18 protein-coding genes are annotated in these 20,816 nt (G+C 68.3%); 10 read left to right on the top strand and 8 right to left on the bottom strand.

Annotated features, from left to right (window positions below; translation table 11 throughout):
- Positions 1-192 precede the first annotated feature (192 nt).
- Complete coding sequence (locus AU197_RS17715; protein WP_064404004.1) at positions 193-1,863, top strand: hypothetical protein; 1,671 nt, start codon at positions 193-195, stop codon at positions 1,861-1,863.
- Positions 1,864-1,934: 71 nt separating this feature from the next.
- On the top strand, positions 1,935-3,578 hold the full coding sequence (locus AU197_RS17720; protein WP_064404005.1) for a DUF7800 domain-containing protein: 1,644 nt from the start codon (positions 1,935-1,937) through the stop codon (positions 3,576-3,578).
- Positions 3,579-3,582: 4 nt separating this feature from the next.
- Here AU197_RS17720 and AU197_RS17725 read toward each other — a convergent pair whose 3' ends face one another.
- From AU197_RS17725 to AU197_RS17745, 5 genes are read right to left on the bottom strand one after another with little or no spacing between them, the layout of a single operon-like run.
- Positions 3,583-4,323, bottom strand: a complete 741-nt coding sequence (locus tag AU197_RS17725) for an SDR family NAD(P)-dependent oxidoreductase (protein WP_064404470.1) — start codon at positions 4,321-4,323, stop codon at positions 3,583-3,585.
- Positions 4,324-4,347: 24 nt separating this feature from the next.
- The gene (locus AU197_RS17730) at positions 4,348-5,961 is read right to left on the bottom strand and encodes a dipeptide ABC transporter ATP-binding protein (RefSeq protein ID WP_064404006.1); all 1,614 of its coding nucleotides are present in this window, start codon (positions 5,959-5,961) and stop codon (positions 4,348-4,350) included.
- The gene (locus AU197_RS17735) at positions 5,958-6,848 is read right to left on the bottom strand and encodes an ABC transporter permease (RefSeq protein ID WP_064404007.1); all 891 of its coding nucleotides are present in this window, start codon (positions 6,846-6,848) and stop codon (positions 5,958-5,960) included. Before AU197_RS17735 ends, AU197_RS17730 begins: the two co-directional genes overlap by 4 nt.
- The gene (locus AU197_RS17740) at positions 6,845-7,813 is read right to left on the bottom strand and encodes an ABC transporter permease (protein WP_064404008.1); all 969 of its coding nucleotides are present in this window, start codon (positions 7,811-7,813) and stop codon (positions 6,845-6,847) included. Before AU197_RS17740 ends, AU197_RS17735 begins: the two co-directional genes overlap by 4 nt.
- On the bottom strand, positions 7,810-9,330 hold the full coding sequence (locus AU197_RS17745; protein ID WP_064404009.1) for an ABC transporter substrate-binding protein: 1,521 nt from the start codon (positions 9,328-9,330) through the stop codon (positions 7,810-7,812). The genes AU197_RS17740 and AU197_RS17745 overlap by 4 nt, the downstream gene beginning before the upstream one ends.
- Positions 9,331-9,481: 151 nt before the next feature.
- Between AU197_RS17745 and AU197_RS17750 the strand changes: the two genes are divergently transcribed.
- The 5 genes from AU197_RS17750 (at position 9,482) to AU197_RS17770 (ending at position 15,131) form a co-directional block, all read left to right on the top strand.
- A complete protein-coding gene (locus AU197_RS17750; protein WP_064404010.1) occupies positions 9,482-10,027 on the top strand; it encodes a hypothetical protein in 546 nt (181 codons plus the stop codon).
- Between the two features lie 42 nt (positions 10,028-10,069).
- A complete protein-coding gene (locus AU197_RS17755; protein ID WP_231745052.1) occupies positions 10,070-11,161 on the top strand; it encodes a glycoside hydrolase family 183 protein in 1,092 nt (363 codons plus the stop codon).
- A 134-nt stretch (positions 11,162-11,295) separates the two neighbouring features.
- On the top strand, positions 11,296-12,324 hold the full coding sequence (locus AU197_RS17760; RefSeq protein WP_064404473.1) for an NAD(P)H-dependent amine dehydrogenase family protein: 1,029 nt from the start codon (positions 11,296-11,298) through the stop codon (positions 12,322-12,324).
- Positions 12,324-14,102, top strand: a complete 1,779-nt coding sequence (locus AU197_RS17765) for an Hsp70 family protein (RefSeq protein ID WP_064404011.1) — start codon at positions 12,324-12,326, stop codon at positions 14,100-14,102. The genes AU197_RS17760 and AU197_RS17765 overlap by 1 nt, the downstream gene beginning before the upstream one ends.
- 66 nt (positions 14,103-14,168) lie before the next feature.
- Entirely contained in the window at positions 14,169-15,131 is a 963-nt protein-coding gene (locus AU197_RS17770) for a GlxA family transcriptional regulator (RefSeq protein ID WP_064404012.1), read from the top strand.
- A gap of 4 nt (positions 15,132-15,135) precedes the next feature.
- On the opposite strand, the gene AU197_RS17775 is transcribed toward AU197_RS17770, so the two are convergent.
- Positions 15,136-16,224 (bottom strand): class I SAM-dependent methyltransferase, encoded by a 1,089-nt coding sequence (locus AU197_RS17775; RefSeq protein ID WP_064404013.1) that lies wholly within the window; start codon positions 16,222-16,224, stop codon positions 15,136-15,138.
- A gap of 136 nt (positions 16,225-16,360) precedes the next feature.
- Here AU197_RS17775 and AU197_RS17780 point away from each other — a divergent pair, with 136 nt between their 5' ends.
- Positions 16,361-17,104: an SHOCT domain-containing protein gene (locus tag AU197_RS17780; protein WP_064404014.1), complete on the top strand. Its 744-nt coding sequence runs from the start codon at positions 16,361-16,363 to the stop codon at positions 17,102-17,104.
- Positions 17,105-17,126: 22 nt separating this feature from the next.
- Here the strand turns inward: AU197_RS17780 and AU197_RS17785 are convergent, their stop codons facing one another.
- Together AU197_RS17785 and AU197_RS17790 are read right to left on the bottom strand one after the other, a co-directional pair.
- Entirely contained in the window at positions 17,127-17,756 is a 630-nt protein-coding gene (locus AU197_RS17785) for an MBL fold metallo-hydrolase (RefSeq protein WP_064404015.1), read from the bottom strand.
- Positions 17,753-18,841, bottom strand: a complete 1,089-nt coding sequence (locus AU197_RS17790; protein ID WP_064404016.1) for an S-(hydroxymethyl)mycothiol dehydrogenase — start codon at positions 18,839-18,841, stop codon at positions 17,753-17,755. The genes AU197_RS17785 and AU197_RS17790 overlap by 4 nt, the downstream gene beginning before the upstream one ends.
- A gap of 36 nt (positions 18,842-18,877) precedes the next feature.
- On the opposite strand from AU197_RS17790, the gene AU197_RS17795 reads away from it, so the two are divergent.
- Positions 18,878-19,657: a dioxygenase family protein gene (locus AU197_RS17795; RefSeq protein WP_064404017.1), complete on the top strand. Its 780-nt coding sequence runs from the start codon at positions 18,878-18,880 to the stop codon at positions 19,655-19,657.
- A 72-nt stretch (positions 19,658-19,729) separates the two neighbouring features.
- Positions 19,730-20,806, top strand: a complete 1,077-nt coding sequence (locus tag AU197_RS17800) for a class I SAM-dependent methyltransferase (RefSeq protein WP_064404018.1) — start codon at positions 19,730-19,732, stop codon at positions 20,804-20,806.
- Positions 20,807-20,816: the final 10 nt, after the last annotated feature.

The raw sequence follows: 20,816 nt of genomic DNA on the forward strand, positions 1-20,816 counted from the left end.
GCGCGGACGGTGTTCGCTGAAAGCGCACGAGCGGGGGCCGCCGCTCTGTAACGCTCGACTAGGCCCGACGATGAATCCTGTGAGGCCGGCAGCGTCGGGGGAGCGTCTGAAAGTGCTCGCTTCCGTCTCAGCGACGAATGGTGTCGCACGGCGCCGAGCCGCCAACCAGGCAGAGAAGGGAGTGGAGGCACGATGGGTGCTCCGCTGAATGATTTCCGCAGGGACGTCCGGAAACGGGGTATCGCCGTAGTCGCGTCGGGAGCCGTGATCTCCCTGACCGCGCTGACCGCCGGACTCGCCCCTGCCGTCGCGCAGCCGGATTCCGACGACGTTGTGACGACGGTCGCGCCAGAACCCAGGGTCAGCGCTCCTGAACCGGAGGTGACTGTCGAGCAGCCGACCTCGGCCCCGGAGCCGCAAGTGCCGGTGACCCAGGTCGCCCCGCAGACGCAAGCCCCGCAAACGCAGGCCCCGCAGACGCGGGCCCCGCAGACCCAGGCACCTCAAACCCAGGCACCGGCCGTCGAGCCGGAGCCCGTCATCGAGCCGGAGCCGGCTCCCGCCCCGCAGCCGAAGCCCGAGCCGCAGACCGTGGCCCCGCCGAAGACCAGCACCGCCGTCGAGTCCGAAGAGCCGTCGACCCCGACCGCCGAGCCGTCCACGGCCGCTGAGCGGGCACCCGCGACATCGGCTGCGCCGAGTACCAGCGGAGCCGCTCCGGCGACCAAGCCCGAGACCAGCGAGCCGGCCGAACCGGGCAAGTCCACCGCGTCGTCAGCAGCGGTCGCGCCGGCGTCGGATACCGAAGCGCCGTCATCGGGCGAGAAGACCGCGGCGGAGACCACCGCCAACGAGCAGAGCGGCTCGGAGTCCGACACCCCGACCGTGTCGATCGAGAACGCCGCCAAGGAGATCGAGACGCTGGCGCCCGAGACGCTCGAAGCGCCGGCCGAAGACGTCGAACTCGCACGCAACGCGAAGCCCGTCTTCGAACCGGAGCCTGCGCCCGCGCCCGAGCAGGACGTGGCCGCGTTCAAGCAGTCGGTCGACATGACCCTCGGACTGAACGGCGCCGAGGCCAGCGCGAGCGCGAAGGTCGAGCTCGAGGCCAAGCGTGACCGCGACTTCGAGTTGGTCAGCAACGTGCGTCAGTGGCGACCGGAGTGGATCGAGTACGACGAGTTCTACCGCCCCGTCCTGATGAACCCGTTCCGGGCGCCGGTGCGCATCGTCTACGTCTACGACATGCGCCCGCGCATCGCCTACATCCCGCCGCTGTCGCGGCTGGTGCTCGAGGCGGCCCAGTTCGCCGCCTACAGCTTCACCGCGGCGGTGCTCAGCCCGGTGGTGGCGGCCGCCAACGTCGCGCAGGCGGTGTCCAACATCGCGGTCGGCACCTTCCTCGGCGGCGGCTACTTCCCGGGCGCCGGCCTGCCGTTGCCGGCGCCTCCGCCGCCGGTGCTGCGATACGACAACGTGCCGGTGCTGGTGAACTACTCCAACGCCCGTTACGAGCCGTTCCGGGTGCGGCAGATCGTCGACGTCGGCGAGGACCGCGTGTACGGCGGGCGCAAGGTGCTGCTCGACGGTGCGACGCCGGTGTGGGGTGAATGGACCCAAACCGCAAGCGGGGAACGCCAATTCGAGGTTCGCAAGACCCAGCAGTTCCCGGGCTTGAGCGAACCCGCCGAGGCGCCGCTACCCGGCGACTACCGGCTTCGGTTGGCGGCGGACGAGGCCTCGACCGGCGGTCTGACCGGCAGGGACATCTTCCTGATGGTGTCCGCGGGTGTGATCGGCACGCTCGGTTTCGGCGCCATCGGCCTGGCGTTCTTCCTCGGTCGTCGGCGGCCCGAACACTGACGGGCCGCCCCCGCACCGGGAAAGTCGTCACCGCGGTTACGCCGCCGTCAACAAGGGTGCATGATGGTGCGATGCCCGAAGTTCGCGTGGGTCCGCTGCTTCGTCACGTCGGCAAAACCGACGCGACCGTGTGGGTCGAGACGGACAAGCCGTGCCGGGTCGAGGTCCTCGGCAGCCACGCGGACACCTTCGAGGTCGAAGGTCACCACTTCGCGATCGTCTGCGTGACCGACCTCGACCCCGACAGCGAGCATCCTTACGAAGTGCGCCTCGACGGGGAAAAGGCTTGGCCGCCCGAGGGATACGAATATCCGCAACCGCGAATCCGGTTGATGCCCCGGGACGGCTCGCTGCGGCTGCTGTTCGGGTCCTGCCGTGCGTCGGCCCCGCATCGGCCGCCCTACACCTATCAGCACTGGTGGCACCCCAAGGGCAAGGGCATCGACGTGCTGCGCACCTACGGGATGCGGATGTTGCGCCAGCCGTCGGCGCTGTGGCCCGACGCCATGCTGATGATGGGTGACCAGCTCTACGCCGACCAGGTCAACGACACGATCAGGGATCTGGTCGCCGACCGCGAGGTGCACGCCAACGGCCCGGTCGAGGTGCTCGAGGACTTCGAGGAGTACTGCATCGGCTACTGGGACGCCTGGTGCGATCCGGTGGTGCGGTGGATGCTCTCGACCGTTCCGACGTCGATGATGTTCGACGATCACGAGATCAACGACAAGTGGAACACCTCGCAAGCCTGGCTCGAGGAGAAGCGCAAGACCGACTGGTATCAGACCCGGATCATCGGCGGGCTGATGTCCTACTGGATTTACCAGCACCTGGGCAACATGTCGCCCGACGAACTGGCCAAGGACCAGACTTTCCAGCGCGTCATCGAGACCAGACAGGGCGCCGAACCGATTCGCGAACTCGCCGAGATGGCCGAGAAGGACGACGGCACATCACATTTCAGCATGTGTCGCGACCTCGGTGCGGCGCGGCTGATCGTCGTGGACGCGCGCACCGGCCGCCAGCTCAAACCCGGACGGCGCCGTATCACCACCGACGAGGAATGGGACTGGATCACCGCCAACGCCGACGGGAACTACCAGCACCTGCTGTTCGCCAGCTCGCTGCCGATCCTGTTGCCCTACGGAATGCACCACATCGAGGCATGGTCGGAGGCCGTCGGCGACGGCGCATGGGGACGACGGCTGACCGGGCTGGGGGAGAAGGTCCGCATCGCCGCCAACCTCGACCACTGGGCGTGTTTCCAGGAAAGCTTCCGACGCTTCGAGGATCTGGTCATCGACGTGGCGAGCGGACGGCGAGGCCCCGCCCCCGACTCGATGGTGCTGTTCGGTGGCGACGTGCACCACTGCTGGGTGTCCGAGGTCGAGGTGCCCGAGGAGGCGACGCGGCTGGGCACCAAGGTGTGGCAGGTCGTCTGTTCGGGACTGCGTAAAGAGCCATCCGCGGTTGAACGGGTCATCCTGCGGCTTGGCCATACCCGGTTCGTCGAAGCGGTCGGCAAGGCGCTGGTGAAATCCACCAAGGTGCCCGAGCCGCGGCTGCGCTGGCGACCGGTCACCATGCCGCACTTCCGCAATCAGGTTGGGACGCTGGAGATCGCGGGCGGCGAGATGGGCGTACGGATCGAGAAGGTCACCGGCGGCTGGCGCAAACCGCACCTGACCACCGTCATCGAGCACAAACTGCTCTGATCGCTCAGCCCGCCCCCTTGCCGTTGTCGACGCGATAGACGGCACCGTGGATCGCCGCGGCGTCGTCGCTGGCGAGGAACGCGATGGTTTTGGCCACGTCGACGGTGTCCATGAACCCGCGCGGCGACGCGATGCGCATGATGAGGTCCCAGTCGGCGTTCTCGGGCGCGGAGAACTCGGTGGTCTGTGCGGTCGGCATGCCGCCGGGGCAGACCGCGTTCACCCGGACCTTCTCCTTCGTGTACTCGACGGCCAGCGCGCGGGTCAGCCCGACGAGACCGTGTTTGGCGGCGCAGTATCCGGCCGAGTACACCTCGCCTTCCACCCCCGCGATCGACGAGACGTTGACGATGTTGCCTCCGCTCTCTAGAAGGTGCGGCAGCGCGGCGCGACAGAGGTAAAACGGTCCGTGCAGGTTCACCGCCAGGTCACGCTCCCACTCGTCGTCGGTCACCGCGGTGGTGTGCCGCATCTGGTGAAAGCCCGCCACATTGACGAGGACGTCGAGTCGTCCGAATTCCTCCACACACCGGGCGACGGCCTCACCGCACGCCGCCGACGACGTCACGTCCACCGACGCGAAGCGGCCCCCGGGCACGGCCTCGAACACCTGCGCCATCCGCTCGGCGTCGCGCGCGATGCCGAAGACCGTCGCACCGCGTTCTGCGAACAGTTGCGCGACGGCGGCGCCCAGCCCCGCCGATGCGCCCGTCACCAATGCGACCTTGCCGTCGAGTTGAGTCATGGTGATGACCATCTCATGCGGTGGTCAGGTCGAGACGCGTGGGCGTTCCGGGGGTACGGCGGCCAACAGCGCGCGGGTGTAGTCGTCGCGCGGTGAGGCGAACAACTCGGCCGCCGGCCGGTATTCGACCGCCGTGCCGTCGCGCATCACCAGGACGTCATGGCTGACCTGCTGGACGATCGCGAGGTCGTGGGCGATGAACAGGTAGGTCAGTCCCAGGTCGTTTTGTAGCCGGGCCAGCAGGTCGAGCACCTTGGCCTGTACCGAAACATCCAGGGCCGCAGTCGCTTCGTCGAGGATCAGCAACTCGGGTTCACCGGCCAGCGCGCGGGCGATGCTCACGCGTTGGCGTTCACCGCCCGACAGTTCGTGCGGGTAGCGCGACGCGAACGACGTGGGCAGGCCGACGAGGTCGAGCAGCTCGCCAACCCGGGCCGCGCGGGCGCGCCGACCGTTGGCGAGCCGGTGCACGATCAGCGGTTCGGCGATCGTCGCGCCGACGCGGGCGCGCGGGTTCACCGACGAGAACGGGTCCTGGAACACCAGGCCGATCCGCCTGCGCAATGCCTTCTCCGCCTTCCCGCGCACCCCGAACACGTCGGCGTCGCCCAGCGTCGCGGTGCCGGCGTCGGGCCGCACCAGGCCGGTGAGAGCGGAGGCCACCGTCGACTTGCCCGAACCCGATTCGCCGACCAGGCCCAGGGTGGTGCCCCGGCGGATTTGAAACGACAGATCCTTGACGGCGTGCACGGTCGACTTGCCGACCGGCGTGCTGACCTCGAACCGCACGTCGAGACCGTCGACGTCCAACAGCACCGGTGCATCGGGCACCGAGGGCGGGCCCGGACGCCCGACGAGCGGTCGCGCGGCCAGCAGTTCTCGGGTGTACTCGTGGCGAGGCCGGTCGAAAACATCGGTGACCGAGGCCTGTTCGACCGCTTCACCGCCGCGCAGCACCGTCACGTCCTCGGCCACCTGGCCGATCACGCCGAGGTCGTGGCTGATCCACACCACCGCGGTGCCGAAGTCGGCCTGCAGTTCGGCGACCAGGTCGACGATCTGCGCCTGTGCGGTCACATCGAGAGCGGTCGTCGGTTCGTCGGCGATCAGCAGAGCCGGATCGCAGGCCATCGCGATCGCGATCATCACGCGCTGCTTCTGCCCACCGGACAACTGGTGTGGGTAGGCGTGCAGCCGCGACTCCGGGTCCGGCAACCCGACCGCCTCGAGCAGTTCGAGCGCCCGGCCGCGTGCCTGCCGGCGGGTCATCCGCCGGTGCGCCTCAAGGGATTCGGTGATCTGGCGTTCCAGCGTCAACAGCGGGTTCAGCGACGTGCCAGGATCCTGGAACACGAACCCGATCTGGCCCCCGTGCACGCCGCGCAGCACCCGGTCCGACGCGCCGACCAGCTGGGTGTCACCGGATTCGGTTGTCAGCGTGCTTGTTCCACACACCCGCGCCCCCGGCGCGTCGAGCAGGCCCGTCGCGGCGAGCACGGTCATCGACTTACCAGAACCGGATTCGCCCACGATCCCGAGGGTCTGGCCGCGGTGCACGTCGAATGACACCCCGTGCACGATCTCTCGCCTGCCGATGCTCACCCGCAGATCGCGCACGCTCAACACCGGATCGCTCACTGCCGCGGCCCTTTCCGACGGGCTTCGGCGAGTGTGCGCTGCCGGGGATCGAGGACATCACGCAAACCGTCGCCCAGCAGGTTGAACGCGAGCACGGTGACGAATATGGCGGCACCGGGGAACACCGCCATCCACCACGCCATGGTCACGAAACCCTGCGAATCGAAGATCATCCGCCCCAGCGACGGCTGCGGCGGCTGAATGCCCAACCCCAGGAACGACAATGCGGCCTCGGACAGGATCGCGAACGCCAACGACAGCGACGTCTGCACCACCAGCGGTCCGGCGATGTTGGGCAGGATGTGGCGGCCCAGGATGTAGAGATGTCCGGTGCCCATGCTGCGCGAGACCGACACGAACGGTTCCACGCGCACGCTCATGGTGCTGGCGCGCGCCACCCTCGCGAAGATCGGCGTGTACACGATGCCGATCGCCAGAATCGTCGTCGTCACACCGGGTCCGAGGATCGCCACCACGGCGAGCGCGAGCAGCAGCACCGGAAACGCGAACATCACGTCGACCACGCGCATGACCACGGTGTCGAGCCAACCGCCGCGATAGCCCGCCACCACGCCGACGGTCACGCCGACGACCACCGCGAACGCGACGCTGACGACCGCCACGCGCATCGAGGCCTGCGTGGCCACGAGCACCCGTGACAACACGTCACGGCCCAGTTCGTCGGTGCCGAACCAGTGCCATCCGCTGGGCGGTTGCAGGGCATTCGGGACGTCGACGTCGTTGATGCCGTATGGCGCAATCAAATCGGCGGTCACCGCGACGAACGCGATCAGCACGAGCAGGCCCGCGCTGACCACCGTCACCGGGTTGCCCATGAGGACCCGCAGCGACGACACCCTGCTGTTCGACTCGGCCGGAGCTGTCATGACAACCGGATCCTCGGGTCGACGACCGCGTAGAGCACGTCCACGATCAGGTTGATCAACAGGAACAGCGCCGCGATCAACAGCACGGTGCCCTGGATGACCGCGTAGTCACGCCCGGCCACGGCGTTGTACACGAGCCGGCCCAGGCCGGGCCAGGCGAACACCACCTCCACGACGATCACCCCCGACATGATCGTGGCCAGCTGGATACCGGTGATGGTCAGTATCGGGATCAACGCGTTACGCACGGTGTGACGCAGTGTGACCACCCGTGGCGCAAGCCCTTTGGAGCGCGCGGTGCGGACGTAACCCATCGCCGTGACCTCGAGCACCGCCGAGCGCACGTAACGCGTCAAGATCGCGCCCGCCACCAGGCCGACGGTGAGCGCCGGAAGGATCAGATGGCGCAACCACCCCACGGGGTCGTCGAACAGCGGCCGGTAGCCCGAGGTGGGCAGCCAGTGCAGCGTCGAGGCGAACAGCGCGATAAGCAGGATGCCCATCCAGAAGTCGGGGATCGACACCCCGAACTGGCTGCCCACCCGCACGAGCGCGTCGCTGACCCGGCCCTCCCGTAGCGCCGAGAAAATTCCTGCCGGGATGGCGATCAGCAGCGCGATGACGATCCCGGCCGATGCCAATGAGACTGTGGCGGGAAGTCTTTCGAGCAGGATCACCGTGACCGGGTCGCCGTTGCGGAAGCTGACCCCGAGATCGCCGGTCAGCGCGTTGCCGATGTAGGACAGGAACTGCTCGACGATCGGTTTGTCCAGGCCGCTGGCCGACCTCAACGCCTCGTAGGCCTGCGGCGTGTAGCGGGTTCCCAACGCGATGCGCACCGGATCGCCGGGCACCAGATGCACCAGCGCGAAACTCACGACCAGCACGCCGAGCAACACCACCGCCGAATACGCCAACCGGCGCGCCAGGAACCGCGCGATCGGGTGAGTGAGCAAGCCGGTCATGAGGTTTCGCTTCCGGCCAGGCTCGCCGTGCGGAAGCGCACGGCACCGTCGCGGCGGGCTTCGTAGCCCGACAGATCGGTCACCCACGCCTGGATCACTGACGGGTTGTACAGGTAGATGTAGCTCACCTCGTCGGCGATGATGGTTGCGGCCCGCCGATACAGCTCGACACGTGCCTGCCGGTCCGTTTCGACGCGTCCCGCGTCGAGCAGGCGGTCGACCTCGGGGTTGGAGAACTTCTGGGCGTTGCTCGTCCCGTTCGTATGGTGCTGGGCGTAGTAGAAGTCGTCCGGGTCGATGTTGCCGAGCCAGCCCATCATCAGCATGTCGAAGTTGCCGGAGTTCTGTTCGTCCAGCCAGGTGGCGAAGTCGACGGTGCGGATGTTGACCGTGATGCCCAGCGGCGCAAGGTTATCCGCGATCACCTGCGCTGCGGTAACGGTCTCGGGATATTCGCTGGTGACCAGCATGTCCAGATCGACGTCGCCGACTCCCGCCTCGTCGAGAAGCCGTTGGGCGGTGTCGGTGTCGTAGTGGTAGCGGTCGTAGGCGGTGTACCACGGGTTGCCCTCGGGGATGGCGAGCTGGTTGGCGGCCGCGGTGCCGTAGCTGGTGGCCGCCACGATGGCGGCGCGGTCGATGCCGTAGGCGACGGCTCGGCGTGCCCGCACGTCGTCCCACGGTTTGTGCGCCTCGTTGAGCGCGAGATACCAGTAGTCGTTGCCGGCGGTCACCTGAAGATGCAGCGAGTCGTCGTCACGAAGCTGCGCCACCCGCTGTGTCGGGACGGAGTCGGTCCAGTCGACCTCACCGGCCTGCAGGGCCGACAGCGCGGTCGACGGTTCGGAGATGAATCGGAACGTCACGCCGCCCACCCTCGGCGCACCGGCCCAGTACGCCTGGTTCGCCGTCAAGATGATGGAGTCGCCGCTCTTCTGCGACTGGAACGCGAACGGTCCGGTGCCCACCGGATGAGTCGCGATCTGACCGCTTTCGACGTTGCGGCGCTGCACGATCGCCATGCCCTTGAACCCGCCGATGTTGGTCAGCAGGTTCGGCGACGGATGTCTAACCCGGATCACCACGGTCATCGGGTCGACGGCCCGCACGTCGGTGACGGCGCTGAACTTGTCGACGTTGGCCAACTGCTCGTCGATGATGCGCCGATACGAGAACACGACGTCGTCGGCGGTGAAGGGGCTGCCGTCGTGAAAGGTCACGCCCGGCCGCAGATGGAACGTCCACGACAACTGGTCGGGGCTGACCTCCCACGATTCGGCGAGGGCCGGTCGCATCTCGAGGTTGGCGTCTGGTTCGACGAGTGTGTCGAACACGTTCTCGAGCACCTCGAAGGAGAAGTACGCGCTGGTCTTGTGCGGGTCCAGCTGGTCGGGCTCACCGGCGATGGCGGCGATCAGGTTGTTCGACGACCCCCCGAGATCCACGCCTTGACCGGTGGAGCAGCCCGCGAGCGCTGTCACGACCGCGACGGCCAAACCCGCCACCAGTCGTTTCATGCCTTCACCCCGCGGTCGTGCGCGTCGTCGCCATCCGTCGGCTCTACCCGTCGACGATGACCACCGAAACCCGGAGCCGGGGAAAGTGGTGACGACGCTGCGTGCACACTGAGATACTCGACACCACCGTAGACGGCTGAAGGGGCACGAGGTGACCAAGACGATCGCACGGGCGTTGGGCGTCGCGGCGTGCACGCTCGGGCTGATGTTCGGGGCCGCCGGGGTGGCCGCGGGCCAGGGTGATGTGAAGTCGCCCGACACCCCCGAAGGGGTCTACACGGTCAAGATCGCCGGCCAGGCCGAGACCACCTGGGAGATCTTCCCGATCTGTGTGCCGACCGTCGGCGATCTGCGCGAGCCGCTGATCCTCCCCGTCGGATGCCGGCTCAAGGTCACGCCGGCCGGTCGTGGCGGCGCCGAGGCCGACATGGTCGGCGGTGAGTGGACCTTCAAGGCCAACACCTTCGACTCGATCCGCAACTGCCCCGACGGCAGCACCGCGCTGCAGAAAGAGGTCTACTCGTTCAACGGGGCCACGCTCACCGGGCGCGCCAGGATCATTCACGGTGCGGTGTGCGGCGAACAGCCCGGGATGGTCGAGCTGCCGCTGACGCTGACCTTCAAGGAACCGCTGTCGATTCCCGTCACGCCGTATCCGCTGATCTGCGAGCCCGGCGGTCTGCGCCGCTGCTTCTAGGTGCCTGACGGGCCGTCGATCGGAGGCGCGGCCGGACGCGGACTGCGCGCCGCCGGTCGGGCCCGCCTGCCACTCCTCAACGGGAAGGCCCTCGACCTGACCGGTCCCGGCCTGACCGATCGATGGGGCGTGACCTGCACCGACCTCGGCGCGTCGGTGGTCGCGCCGAACGGGAAGCTGGTGTCGGTGTTCGGCGACACCTTCTCGGGACCCAGGGTCGGCCAGGGCGACTGGCGATCGCCGGTGGTTCTGATCGGTTCCGGCGACGCCGACCACCCGGTCGTCTACGAACGCGCCGGCGGCAGCGACCCCGACTACGCGCGCCAACTCTGGCATTACGAGCACGACGACGCCGGCACCGGCTGGCGTCGCGGCGGTATCAGCACCGTGATCCCGTCGGACCTGTTGACCGTCGGCGGGTCGATGTATCTGCACGCCATCGTCAACCGCGGCTTCGGCAACGTCGTCTGGACCGAGATCTGGCGCTCGGACGACAGCGGTGTGAGCTGGACGCATCTGGGGGAGAAAGCCAAGTTCCCCGCGGACCTGCACGGCGGTCACGCACAGTGCTGGGCGTGGGATTACGAGCCCGACGACGGCTGGGTGTACGTGGCGGCGACGGGCTTCCAGCGTGACAAGGGCATCGTGCTGATGCGGGTGCGGCCCGAGCACATCGGCGACCGGACCCGTTATCTCGGTTGGCATTTCGACGGGACGAGGTGGTCGTGGGGGACATCGGCCACGCCCATCACGCCCACCGGTGAGCGGTGGGGCGAGCTCGCGTTGCGCCGCATCGGGCCGGGGAAATGGGTCCTCGGCGGATTCCTCGCATCGGAATACGCGCTCGGCTACCGGGTCGTGGCCTCACCCGTTGCGAACATGCACACCACGCCGGTCCAGATGCCCGTCCTCGGGTCGGCGTGGGAGGCCGAAGACCACGTCGGGGGCCGGGTCGCCCAGCTCTACGGCGGATACCTGCTGCCGGGGTCGCGTTTCGACATCGAGGGTGGCATCGGACTGATTGTCTCGCAGTGGAATACGGCCACCGGCTGGCCCTACCGCGCGATGCAGTTCAAGGCCGCGCTCAAAGACAGCACCAAGACGGTGCCGCCACCGGATCCGATCAATCTGTAGCGTCCGATCCGTCACGGCGGTGACGCCCCTATGGTGTTAGAGCGGGGCCAAGTGAAAGGCGAGCAGTGACTGGGAGATCTAGGGATTCCGGCGCCAAACGCGTAGTGGTCTGGGGCACCGGTTTCGTCGGCAAGATGGTGATCCCCGAGATCGTCGAACATCCCCTGTTCGAGCTGGTCGGCGTCGGCGTCAACAGCCCGGACAAGGTCGGCCGCGACGTCGGTGAGATCTGCGGCCTGGGCACACAGCTGGGGCTTACCGCGACAGACGACGTCGATGCGCTGATCGCGCTGAAACCCGACGCGCTGGTGCACTACGGACCGACGGCCAACCACGCCGACGACAACATCGCACTGATCACCCGCTTCCTGCGGGCCGGCATCGACGTCTGCTCGACCGCGATGACGCCCTGGATCTGGCCCACCATGCACCTCAACCCGCCGAACTGGATCGAACCCATCACCGAGGCCTGCGAACTCGGCGAATCGTCGTGCCTGACCACCGGCATCGACCCCGGGTTCGCCAACGACCTGTTCCCGATGACGCTGATGGGTCTGTGCTCGCAGGTGCGCAAGGTGCGCGCCAGCGAACTGCTGGACTACACCAACTACGAAGGCGACTATGACCGCGAGATGGGCATCGGCAAGCCGTCCGAGTACCGTCCGCTTCTCGAGAACCCCGACATTCTGATATTCGCCTGGGGCGCAACGGTTCCGATGATCGCGCATGCCGCAGGCATCATCCTCGACGAGATCACCACCACATGGGACAAATGGGTCACGCCGACCGAACGTAAGACTGCCAAGGGCATCATCGCCCCGGGTAACGTCGCGGCCGTGCGATTCACCATCAACGGCGTGTACCAGGGCGAAACCCGCATCCAGCTCGAACACGTCAACCGCATCGGCAACGATGCGGCGCCCGACTGGCCGTCGGGCAACGAGAACGACGTCTACCGCGTCGAGATCGAAGGCACCCCGAGCATCTACCAGGAGACCGCGTTCCGGTTCACCGACGGCTCCGGGCGCGACGCCGCCGCGGCCGGTTGCCTGGCGACCGGCCTGCGCGCGCTCAACGCGGTGCCCGCGGTCAACGCTCTGTCGCCGGGCTGGGTGACGGCCCTGGATTTGCCATTGATTCCGGGCGCAGGCACCATCCGCTGATGGCCGAGGGAGTAGGGCTGTCGGTTGGCGCCACCAACCTGGCGGCCGTCGTCGTGGGCGTCTCCGCCCTGTCCCGGTCGCCGGTGTTGACGCGGTTTCCGCACCGGCCGCCCGAGGTCGGCGTGCCCAGCGAGAACCGCAACCTCGACGAACGCGGCCTGATCCTGACCGACTTCGTCGACCGGGTGGGGGACCCGGTCGGCATCGTCGCCGCCGACGGTTCCACTCACAATGCCGAAGTCGTGCTCGCCGACGCCCTGCGAGCGTTGCTTCACGCGGTCGGGGGCGGCCGGAGCCCCGTCGGCAACATCGCGGTGACGCACCCGGCGCACTGGCGGCCCGCCTCCGTCGACGCGCTGCGCGGGGCGCTGGCCGCCGTTCCCGAGTTCCAGCGGCCCCGGCCGGCGCCCGTCGTCTCCGATGCAGTGGCAGCGCTGACCTCTCTGCAGGACGAACCGGGGGTACCGACCCGCGGCGTCATCGCGCTCTGTGACTTCGGCGGGACCGGCACCAGCATCAGCCTCTTCGATGCGGGTAACGGCTACACGCAGATCGGTGACACCGTCCGCCACCACGACCTGTCCGGTGACCTGATCGACCAGGCGCTGCTGACCCATGTCCTCGATGATCTGTCGGCGGCCGGGGCCGTCGACCTGTCCAGCACCTCGGCGATCGGCTCATTGTCGCGGTTGCGTGCGCAGTGCCGCGGCGCCAAGGAGCGGCTGTCCACAGCGGCGTTCACCTCGCTGGTGGCCGAACTGCCCGGGCACCGCAGCGACGTGCGGCTGACCCGCACCGAACTCGACGAAGTGCTGAGCGGGCCCCTCGCGGCCTTCGCCGACACCCTGCAGGAAACGTTGGAGCGCAATCGGATTGGTGAACTCGCGGCCGTGGCATCGGTCGGCGGCGGGGCGCGGATCCCGGCCGTCACCACCACGCTCTCGGAACGGTTCCGGGCGCCGGTCATCACCTCGGCCCACCCCGAACTGGCCCCGGCGGTGGGCGGCGGATTGGCCGCCGTGCGAGGCACCGTCGAAGAGGGGATGACCGCGATGTCCGCGGCTCCCGGGGCTGCTGCCGCCGCGGCCGCGGCGACCGCGATGGCCCCTGAGGTCGACTCCCTGGCCGACGAAGGGTCGCCACAGTCGGGGTCCTTCGGCGCTTTGGCCTGGTCGGACGCCGAGGAGCTGCCCGACGTCCCCGAGGCCATGGCCACCGACCCCTACGACTACGGCCCGCCCGCCGCGGGCGCCGCCGATGTGCGCCCTCAAATGCAGTTCGAGGACGAGTCGTGGGACGACCTGCCGCCGCGACCGGTGCCCTGGTATCGCAATCCGGTGGTCCCGATGGCCGGCGGTGTCCTCGTCCTGCTGGCCGTGTTGGTGGCCGCGGTGCTGTGGGTGATGTCCGGCGACGAGTCGGCACCCGATCCCGCGTCGACCACACCGCCCATGACGGTGACCCCGCGGCCCACGACACCGACCACCGCCGAGCCGCCACCACCGCCGGCCACCCAGGCGCCGCAGACCGTCTACCGGCCGCCTCCGCCGGTGACCCAGACCGTCACCGAGGCGCCCCCGTCGCCCGAGCCGCCGCCCCCGTCGCCGGAACCGCCGCCGCCGTCGGAGCCGCCCCCCACAACCGAGCCGCCACCCACCACGACGGCACCGCCGGCGACCACGCAGCCGCCGCCGTGGAGCCCGACCGCGCCGTACCCGACGATCCCGGGTCTGCCGTGGGTGCCGGCCCCGCAACTGCCCGGTCAACCCGCCCCGTAGCACTTCTCGCGCTGGCAAGATATCGGCGTAGCGCTGAATTTTGCCATCTGGGGTTAGGGTGTCGGCATGCATACGGTCGCGGTCGTCGCGCTTCCGAACACCATCGCGTTCGACCTGGGCACCGCGGTCGAGGTGTTCGGACGCGCTCGACTTCCCTCCGGCGAGCCGGGATACCGCGTCGTCGTGTGCGCGACGGCTCCGGTCGTCGCCGCCGGCCCGCTCGCCATCGCGAGCGACCACGGGATCGCAGATCTGCGGCGCGCCGATACCATCGTGGTGCCCGGTTGCGACAACCTGGACACGCCGCCGCCCGATGAGCTCGTCGACGCGCTGCGATCGGCCCACCTCCGCGCGGCGCGTATCGCATCCATCTGCACGGGTGCGTTCACGCTCGCGGAGACCGGAATGCTCGACGGTAGGCGGGCGACCACCCACTGGGTGGCCGCCGAGCTGTTCCGCGCGCGTTATCCCGATGTGCACCTCGATCCCGACGTCCTCTACGTCGACGAGGGCGACATCCTCACGTCGGCGGGCGCGTCGGCCGGGCTCGACCTGTGCCTGCACATGGTGGCGCTCGATCACGGCAGCGCGGTGGCCGCCGACGCCGCGCGCATGGCGGTCGCACCGTTGCACCGCAGCGGGGGGCAAGCCCAGTTCATCGTGCGAAATCGCCCGGCCGCAAACAGCATTGCCGAGCGGACCACGCTCGACGGCCTGCTGTCATGGATCGAGCACAACGCGCATCGCGACCTCACGCTTGCCGACCTGGCGGCGCACGCGGCGCTCAGCGTGCGGACCCTCAACCGGCGCTTTCAGGCCGAGACGGGGCAGACGCCGATGCAATGGCTGACGGGAGTGCGCATTCGCCATGCGCAGCAGCTGTTGGAGAGCACCGACCACGGCGTCGAACGCATCGGCCGCGAGGTGGGCTTCACCTCCGCGGCCAACTTCCGCGACCAGTTCCGGCGGCTGACCGGTGTGCCGCCGCAAAGCTACCGCAACACATTTCGCGAGCGCATCGCCGGTTGACGGCTCAGGGGTTCCTCGGTTTCTTGGTCAACACCAGGTGCGCCATCGGGATCTGAGTCTTCTCGGGGGCCGCGGCAAGCCGGTCCGCCAGACCCGCCTCCAGGCGATCGAACAACTGGTCCGATCGAGGGTCGGCGGCACCGCCGTCGAGCGTGGTCGCCAGCGTCGGGAACACCGCCGCCCTGGCGAATGACGCCCATTGCGCCCCGAATGTCGTTGCGTTGCCGTCGAGTTGATACTGCTGCCAGAACCGGTCACCAGCGTCGAAGATCTCGAGATGTTCGATCTCGAGTTGTTCGAAGCGGCCCTTCGGGGCGAACGGCGCCAAAAAGTCCTGTTCCCGGCGCCCGACGATCGGGATGCCCATCCGATGCACCTCGTCGGCCGTCAGCAAGCCGTCGGCGGCCACGTCATCGATGGCATCGACCAGTGCGTCGAGCACCGAGCGATATCCCACCTCGCCGTTGTCATCCACCGCCGTCGTCATCACGACGAGACGACCGCCCCGGCGCAGTTCACGACCGCGGAACGCGATGAACTCGTGCCAGTCGGTGGCGGCCTGCCTGGCGTACGCGGCGCGCACGGTCTCGTCACGGCTGTAGGCCACGTGGACGTGGTCGGGGATCGGCGCGGGAACACGGCTGAGCCAATGGATCGCCCACGAACTCCAACCGAGGTTCACACTGCTCGACGGCATGATCTGCGAATAGAACGACCGGCCGATCGCGGACGCGAACGCCGCGGAATCCTTGCTGAGATAGGTGTCGGGATCCTCGGCCAGGGTGCGGAACAGCGCGGTGAAGTCGTTTTCCGGTACATCGGTGTGTACGACCAGAGTGGGGTGGTCAGTGCGGGTCCGCTTGCGCACCAACGCGATTGCCGCGCATATCGGCAGGAGCGAGTTGTGGCCGGTCGACGCGCCGTAGTCGGCGATGACGAACGGTTGCGGAGGCCTCGGGATCGGCACGGCGGCGGCCGCCTCCTCGAAGAGCTTGATCGCCCCCGCTAGACCGGCGGCCTGCAGACGTGAACCGGCGGTGTACGACCCGCTCTCCATCGGCTCGGGCCGCACGACGATGCTCGACTCGGGCATCGCGACCTCCGTGACGTGCGGACAACAGGTTGGTCGTATCCGACGGTAGTCCCCGCGGGCCGTCGCCGCCGACGGAGGTCGACGTATCCGTTGCAACACCGCGCCGCGCGCCCCCGGCCGTGCCAAACTTCTGCCCATGAGCGGAAGGGTCGGCCCGCGCGTCGCCGTCGTCGTCTCCGCGTCGACCCTCGTGATCGCCGTCGTCGGCTTCATCGTCACGCTGGTGTTCAACGCGTTCGTCCTCGATGACTTCGACGCCTACGGGGAAGTGCCGATTCCGGGGTCCGGCAGCATCGAGTTGCCGGCGGGCGAGGTGACCGTCAGCTTCCACACCGTCACCACCGGGCAACCGACCAGTGGTTTCCCGATTCCCGCGCTCAGCATCAACATCGACGCGCCCGACGGTGCGGCAGATCCCGTGGTGACCGAAAGCATCGGCGGCACAACCACCGTGAACAGCGACACCCATGTGCGAATCTGGGAGGTCCAGATCGCCGAACGTGGCATCTATCGAGTCTCGACCGACGGCAGTGTGGACGGATACATCAACCCGCGGCTCTCTTTCGGCCACGGTAGTTCGTACGGCTGGCTGGCGTGGTTGTTCGGTGGGTTGGCCGCGCTGGGGGTGCTCGCGCTCATCGCCGCTCTGATCTGGTCGGCACGAGCGGCCAAGGCGGCGCGTCCGCTGGCGCCGCACGAGATCGTCAACGCCGACGCTCCGCCGACGCTTCGAGCGGTGTCGACGCCCGCCTCGGCGTATCAACCCGACGACCGGGGCGTGCGCCTCGAGCAGTTGAAGCAGCTGGCCGCACTTCGCGATTCGGGTGCGCTGACCGAAGCTGAGTTCGAGGCGGAGAAGCGCCGCATCCTCGAGCGCTAGCTGCCCTGTTCCGATCGGCAGCTCAGCTGCCGCGGGCCACCCACTCGTCGTAGTTGACGAGCTCGTCTCCGATGGTGGTGGAGTCACCGTGTCCGGTGTAGACGACGGTGTGGTCGGGCAGCTTTCCCAACCGGCCGGAGATCGACTCGAGGATGGTGGGGAAGTCGGAGAAGGACCGCCCTGTCGCGCCCGGCCCACCCTGGAAGAGGGTGTCGCCGGAGAACACCGCGTTCAACTCCGGCGCGTGCCAGCACACCGAACCCGGCGAATGTCCAGGCGTGTGCAGGGCGCGGAGCTCGGTCCCGGCGACCCGCAGCGTGTCGCCGTCGCTGACGGTGCGGAAGTCACTGTCCGGGTGCGTCATTCGCCACAACATGTCGTCGGCCGGGTGCATCAGCACCGGGGCGTCGAGCGCCGCGCCCAGTTCGGGCGCGACCGTAACATGGTCGTTGTGCCCGTGTGTGCACACCACCGCGACCACATGCCGACCCCCGACGGCGTTGACGATCGGTCCCGCGTCGTGCGCCGCGTCGAACACCACCACCTCGGAGTCGTCGCCGACGATCCAGATATTGTTGTCGACTTCCCAACTGCCGCCGTCGAGTTCGAAGGTGCCATGGGTGACCACCCGGCCGATCGGTCCGCCGTTCACTTCAACACCACCACCGATCGCAGCACCTCGCCTTTGTGCATCTTGTGGAACGCCTCTTCGACGTCGTCGATACCGATGCGTTCGCTGACGAATTTCTCCAGCGGCAGCCGACCCTGCAGGTACAGGCTGATCAGGGTGGGGAAGTCACGTTCGGGCAGGCAGTCGCCGTACCACGACGACTTCAGTGAGCCGCCGCGTGAGAAGAAGTCGATCAGCGGCATCTCCAGCGTCATATCCGGGGTCGGAACGCCCACCAGCACAACGGTTCCCGCGAGGTCGCGGGCGTAGAACGCCTGCTTCCAGGTCTCCGGCCGCCCGACGGCGTCGATCACCACGTCGGCGCCGAATCCGTCGGTGAGGTCGGCGATGGTTTCCACCGGGTCGAGTTCGCGGGCGTTGACGGTGTGGGTGGCGCCGAAGTCGCGGGCCCAGTCGAGCTTCTTGTTGTCGGTGTCGACGGCGATGATGCGCTTGGCGCCGACCAGGGCGGCGCCGGCGATGGCGGCGTCGCCGACGCCGCCGCAGCCGATCACGGCGACGGTGTCGTCACGGCTCACCGCGCCCGTGTTGACTGCGGCGCCGAGCCCGGCCATCACGCCGCAGCCGAGCAGTCCGGCCACCGCGGGGTCGGCGGCGGGATCGACCTTGGTGCACTGGCCTTCGTGCACAAGCGTCTTGTCGGCGAACGCGCCGATGCCCAGGGCCGGGGTCAGCTCCGTGCCGTCGGTGAGGGTCATCTTCTGCGCGGCGTTGTGGGTGTCGAAGCACAGGTGCGGACGGCCGCGCTTACAGGCCCGGCACTGCCCACACACCGCACGCCAGTTGAGGATCACGAAGTCGCCGGGCTCGACGTTGACGACGCCTTCGCCGACGGCTTCGACGATGCCCGCGGCCTCGTGGCCCAGCAGGAACGGGAATTCGTCGTTGATGCCGCCCTCCCGGTAGGTCAGGTCGGTGTGGCAGACCCCGCATGCGGTGACCTCGACCACCACCTCGCCCGGACCCGGGTCGGGGATCACGATGTCCACGACCTCGACCGGTTCGTCCTTCTTTCGTGAGATCACTCCGCGCACCGTTTGACTCATGCATACAACCTATCGGCTTAGGGGAACACTGGGCACATGGCTGATCCGCTTCCCGCGCTGTTCCTCTCCCACGGTGCGCCGCCGCTGGTGGACGACGAGGTGTGGGTGCGTCAACTGGCGGCATGGGCGCAGGAGCTGCCACGTCCGACGGCGGTCCTCGTCGTGTCGGCGCACTGGGAGTCCGCACCGCTGACGATCGGGTCGACGTCGACCGAGACGCCGCTGACCTACGACTTCTGGGGTTTCCCGCAGCGCTATTACGAGACGACCTACGACGCGCCCGGCGCCGTCGACCTCGCCGCGCGCGTCGAGGCCATGCTGCCGCGCGATGAGCCGGTGCGCCACGACCCCGACCGCAGGCTCGACCACGGCGCCTACGTACCGCTGACGGTGATGTATCCCGCCGCGGACATCCCGGTGCTGCAGATCTCGATGCCGACGCTCGATCCACCCGCGCTGCTGCACCTGGGTGAGCGGTTGCGACCGTTGCGCGATGAGGGCGTGTTGATCATCGGGTCCGGCTTCACGACGCACGGTTTGCCGTTCCTCGACGACCCGTCACCGGGCGCGGAGCCGCCGGACTGGTCGACGGACTTCGACATGTGGGCGGCCGAGATGTTCGCCGCCGGCGACGTCGACGCCCTAATCGACTTCCGTCATCGGGCGCCGGGCATGCCGTATGCACATCCCACCATCGAGCACTGGTCGCCGCTGTTCGTCGCGCTCGGCGCCTCCCGCGATCCCGCGCAGCAGGCGCGGCAGGTGATCGACGGCTACTGGATGGGTCTGGCCAAGAGGTCGATCGAACTGATTTAGCCGTTGAACCGCCCGGCGGCGGACTCCGTTGTGCAATGGACAAGAGCTCAGTACGCCGGAAGGGAACCCGCGATGACCGATATCGAGCCCAGACCAGCCGCGGACACCACCGAGGAGTTCGCCGCGCGAATGATGTCCGCGATCGACAACGCCAGCCTGGCCCTGCTGTCGTCGATCGGCCACCAGACCGGGCTGTGGGACACCATGGCCGATTCGGCGCCGGCCACCAGCGCCCAGATCGCCAGTGCCGCGGGACTCAACGAACGCTACGTGCGGGAGTGGTTGGGCGGTGTGGTCACGGCGGGGGTGGTCGAGTACGACCCCGCGGTGGGCACGTACGTGCTTCCGCCGCAGCGGGCCGCGGTGCTCACCCGGGCTGCGGGCCCGGACAACCTGGCGCGGTTGGCGCAGTTCATCTCGCTGCTGGGCGAGGTCGAGCAGAAGATCATCGGCTGCTTCAAATCCGGCGGAGGGTTGTCCTACAGCGAGTACCCGCGGTTCCACACCGTGATGGCCGAGCAGAGTGGGGAGGTGTTCGACGCCGCGCTCGTCGACGTCATCCTGCCGTTGGCCGACGGAGTTCCGCAGCGGTTGCGCGAAGGGGCCGACGTCGCCGACATCGGTTGCGGCAGCGGGCACGCGATCAACGTGATGGCCCAGGCGTTCCCGGCCAGCCGGTTCACCGGAATCGACTTCAGCGACGAAGGTCTCGGCGTGGGACGCGCCGAGGCGGCCCGGTTGGGACTGACCAACGCCACCTTCGTCGCCGCCGATGTTGCGAAGCTCGACATGCCTGAAAGTTACGATGTGATAACGGTTTTCGACGCCATCCACGATCAGGCCGACCCGGCCGCCGTGCTGGCGAACATCTATCGCGCGCTCAGGCCGGGCGGCTGCCTGCTCATGGTCGACGTCAAGGCCTCGAGCAGGCTGGAGGACAACGTCGGCGCGCCGCTGGCCACGTATCTCTACACGGTCTCGACGATGCACTGCATGACGGTGTCGCTCGGCCTGAACGGCGCGGGCCTGGGCACCTGCTGGGGCCATCAGCTCGCCGCCTCGATGCTCGCCGACGCCGGCTTCAGCGACGTCCAGGTACGCGAGGTCGAGACCGATCCGATCAACAACTACTACATCGCGCGCAAGTAGGCTCGGCGCG

Origin of the sequence: Mycobacterium sp. IS-1590 (assembly GCF_001500025.1) — a bacterium.
In the GTDB taxonomy this organism is placed as follows: Bacteria; Actinomycetota; Actinomycetes; order Mycobacteriales; family Mycobacteriaceae; genus Mycobacterium.

Coding starts and splice junctions, on each gene's coding strand:
- AU197_RS17715 (WP_064404004.1), top strand. CDS start 193: ATGGGTGCTCCGCTGAATGATTTCCGCAGGGACGTCCGGAAACGGGGT.
- AU197_RS17720 (WP_064404005.1), top strand. CDS start 1,935: ATGCCCGAAGTTCGCGTGGGTCCGCTGCTTCGTCACGTCGGCAAAACC.
- AU197_RS17725 (WP_064404470.1), bottom strand. CDS start 4,323: ATGACTCAACTCGACGGCAAGGTCGCATTGGTGACGGGCGCATCGGCG.
- AU197_RS17735 (WP_064404007.1), bottom strand. CDS start 6,848: ATGACAGCTCCGGCCGAGTCGAACAGCAGGGTGTCGTCGCTGCGGGTC.
- AU197_RS17740 (WP_064404008.1), bottom strand. CDS start 7,813: ATGACCGGCTTGCTCACTCACCCGATCGCGCGGTTCCTGGCGCGCCGG.
- AU197_RS17745 (WP_064404009.1), bottom strand. CDS start 9,330: ATGAAACGACTGGTGGCGGGTTTGGCCGTCGCGGTCGTGACAGCGCTC.
- AU197_RS17760 (WP_064404473.1), top strand. CDS start 11,296: ATGGTGATCCCCGAGATCGTCGAACATCCCCTGTTCGAGCTGGTCGGC.
- AU197_RS17765 (WP_064404011.1), top strand. CDS start 12,324: ATGGCCGAGGGAGTAGGGCTGTCGGTTGGCGCCACCAACCTGGCGGCC.
- AU197_RS17770 (WP_064404012.1), top strand. CDS start 14,169: ATGCATACGGTCGCGGTCGTCGCGCTTCCGAACACCATCGCGTTCGAC.
- AU197_RS17775 (WP_064404013.1), bottom strand. CDS start 16,224: ATGCCCGAGTCGAGCATCGTCGTGCGGCCCGAGCCGATGGAGAGCGGG.
- AU197_RS17780 (WP_064404014.1), top strand. CDS start 16,361: ATGAGCGGAAGGGTCGGCCCGCGCGTCGCCGTCGTCGTCTCCGCGTCG.
- AU197_RS17790 (WP_064404016.1), bottom strand. CDS start 18,841: ATGAGTCAAACGGTGCGCGGAGTGATCTCACGAAAGAAGGACGAACCG.
- AU197_RS17795 (WP_064404017.1), top strand. CDS start 18,878: ATGGCTGATCCGCTTCCCGCGCTGTTCCTCTCCCACGGTGCGCCGCCG.
- AU197_RS17800 (WP_064404018.1), top strand. CDS start 19,730: ATGACCGATATCGAGCCCAGACCAGCCGCGGACACCACCGAGGAGTTC.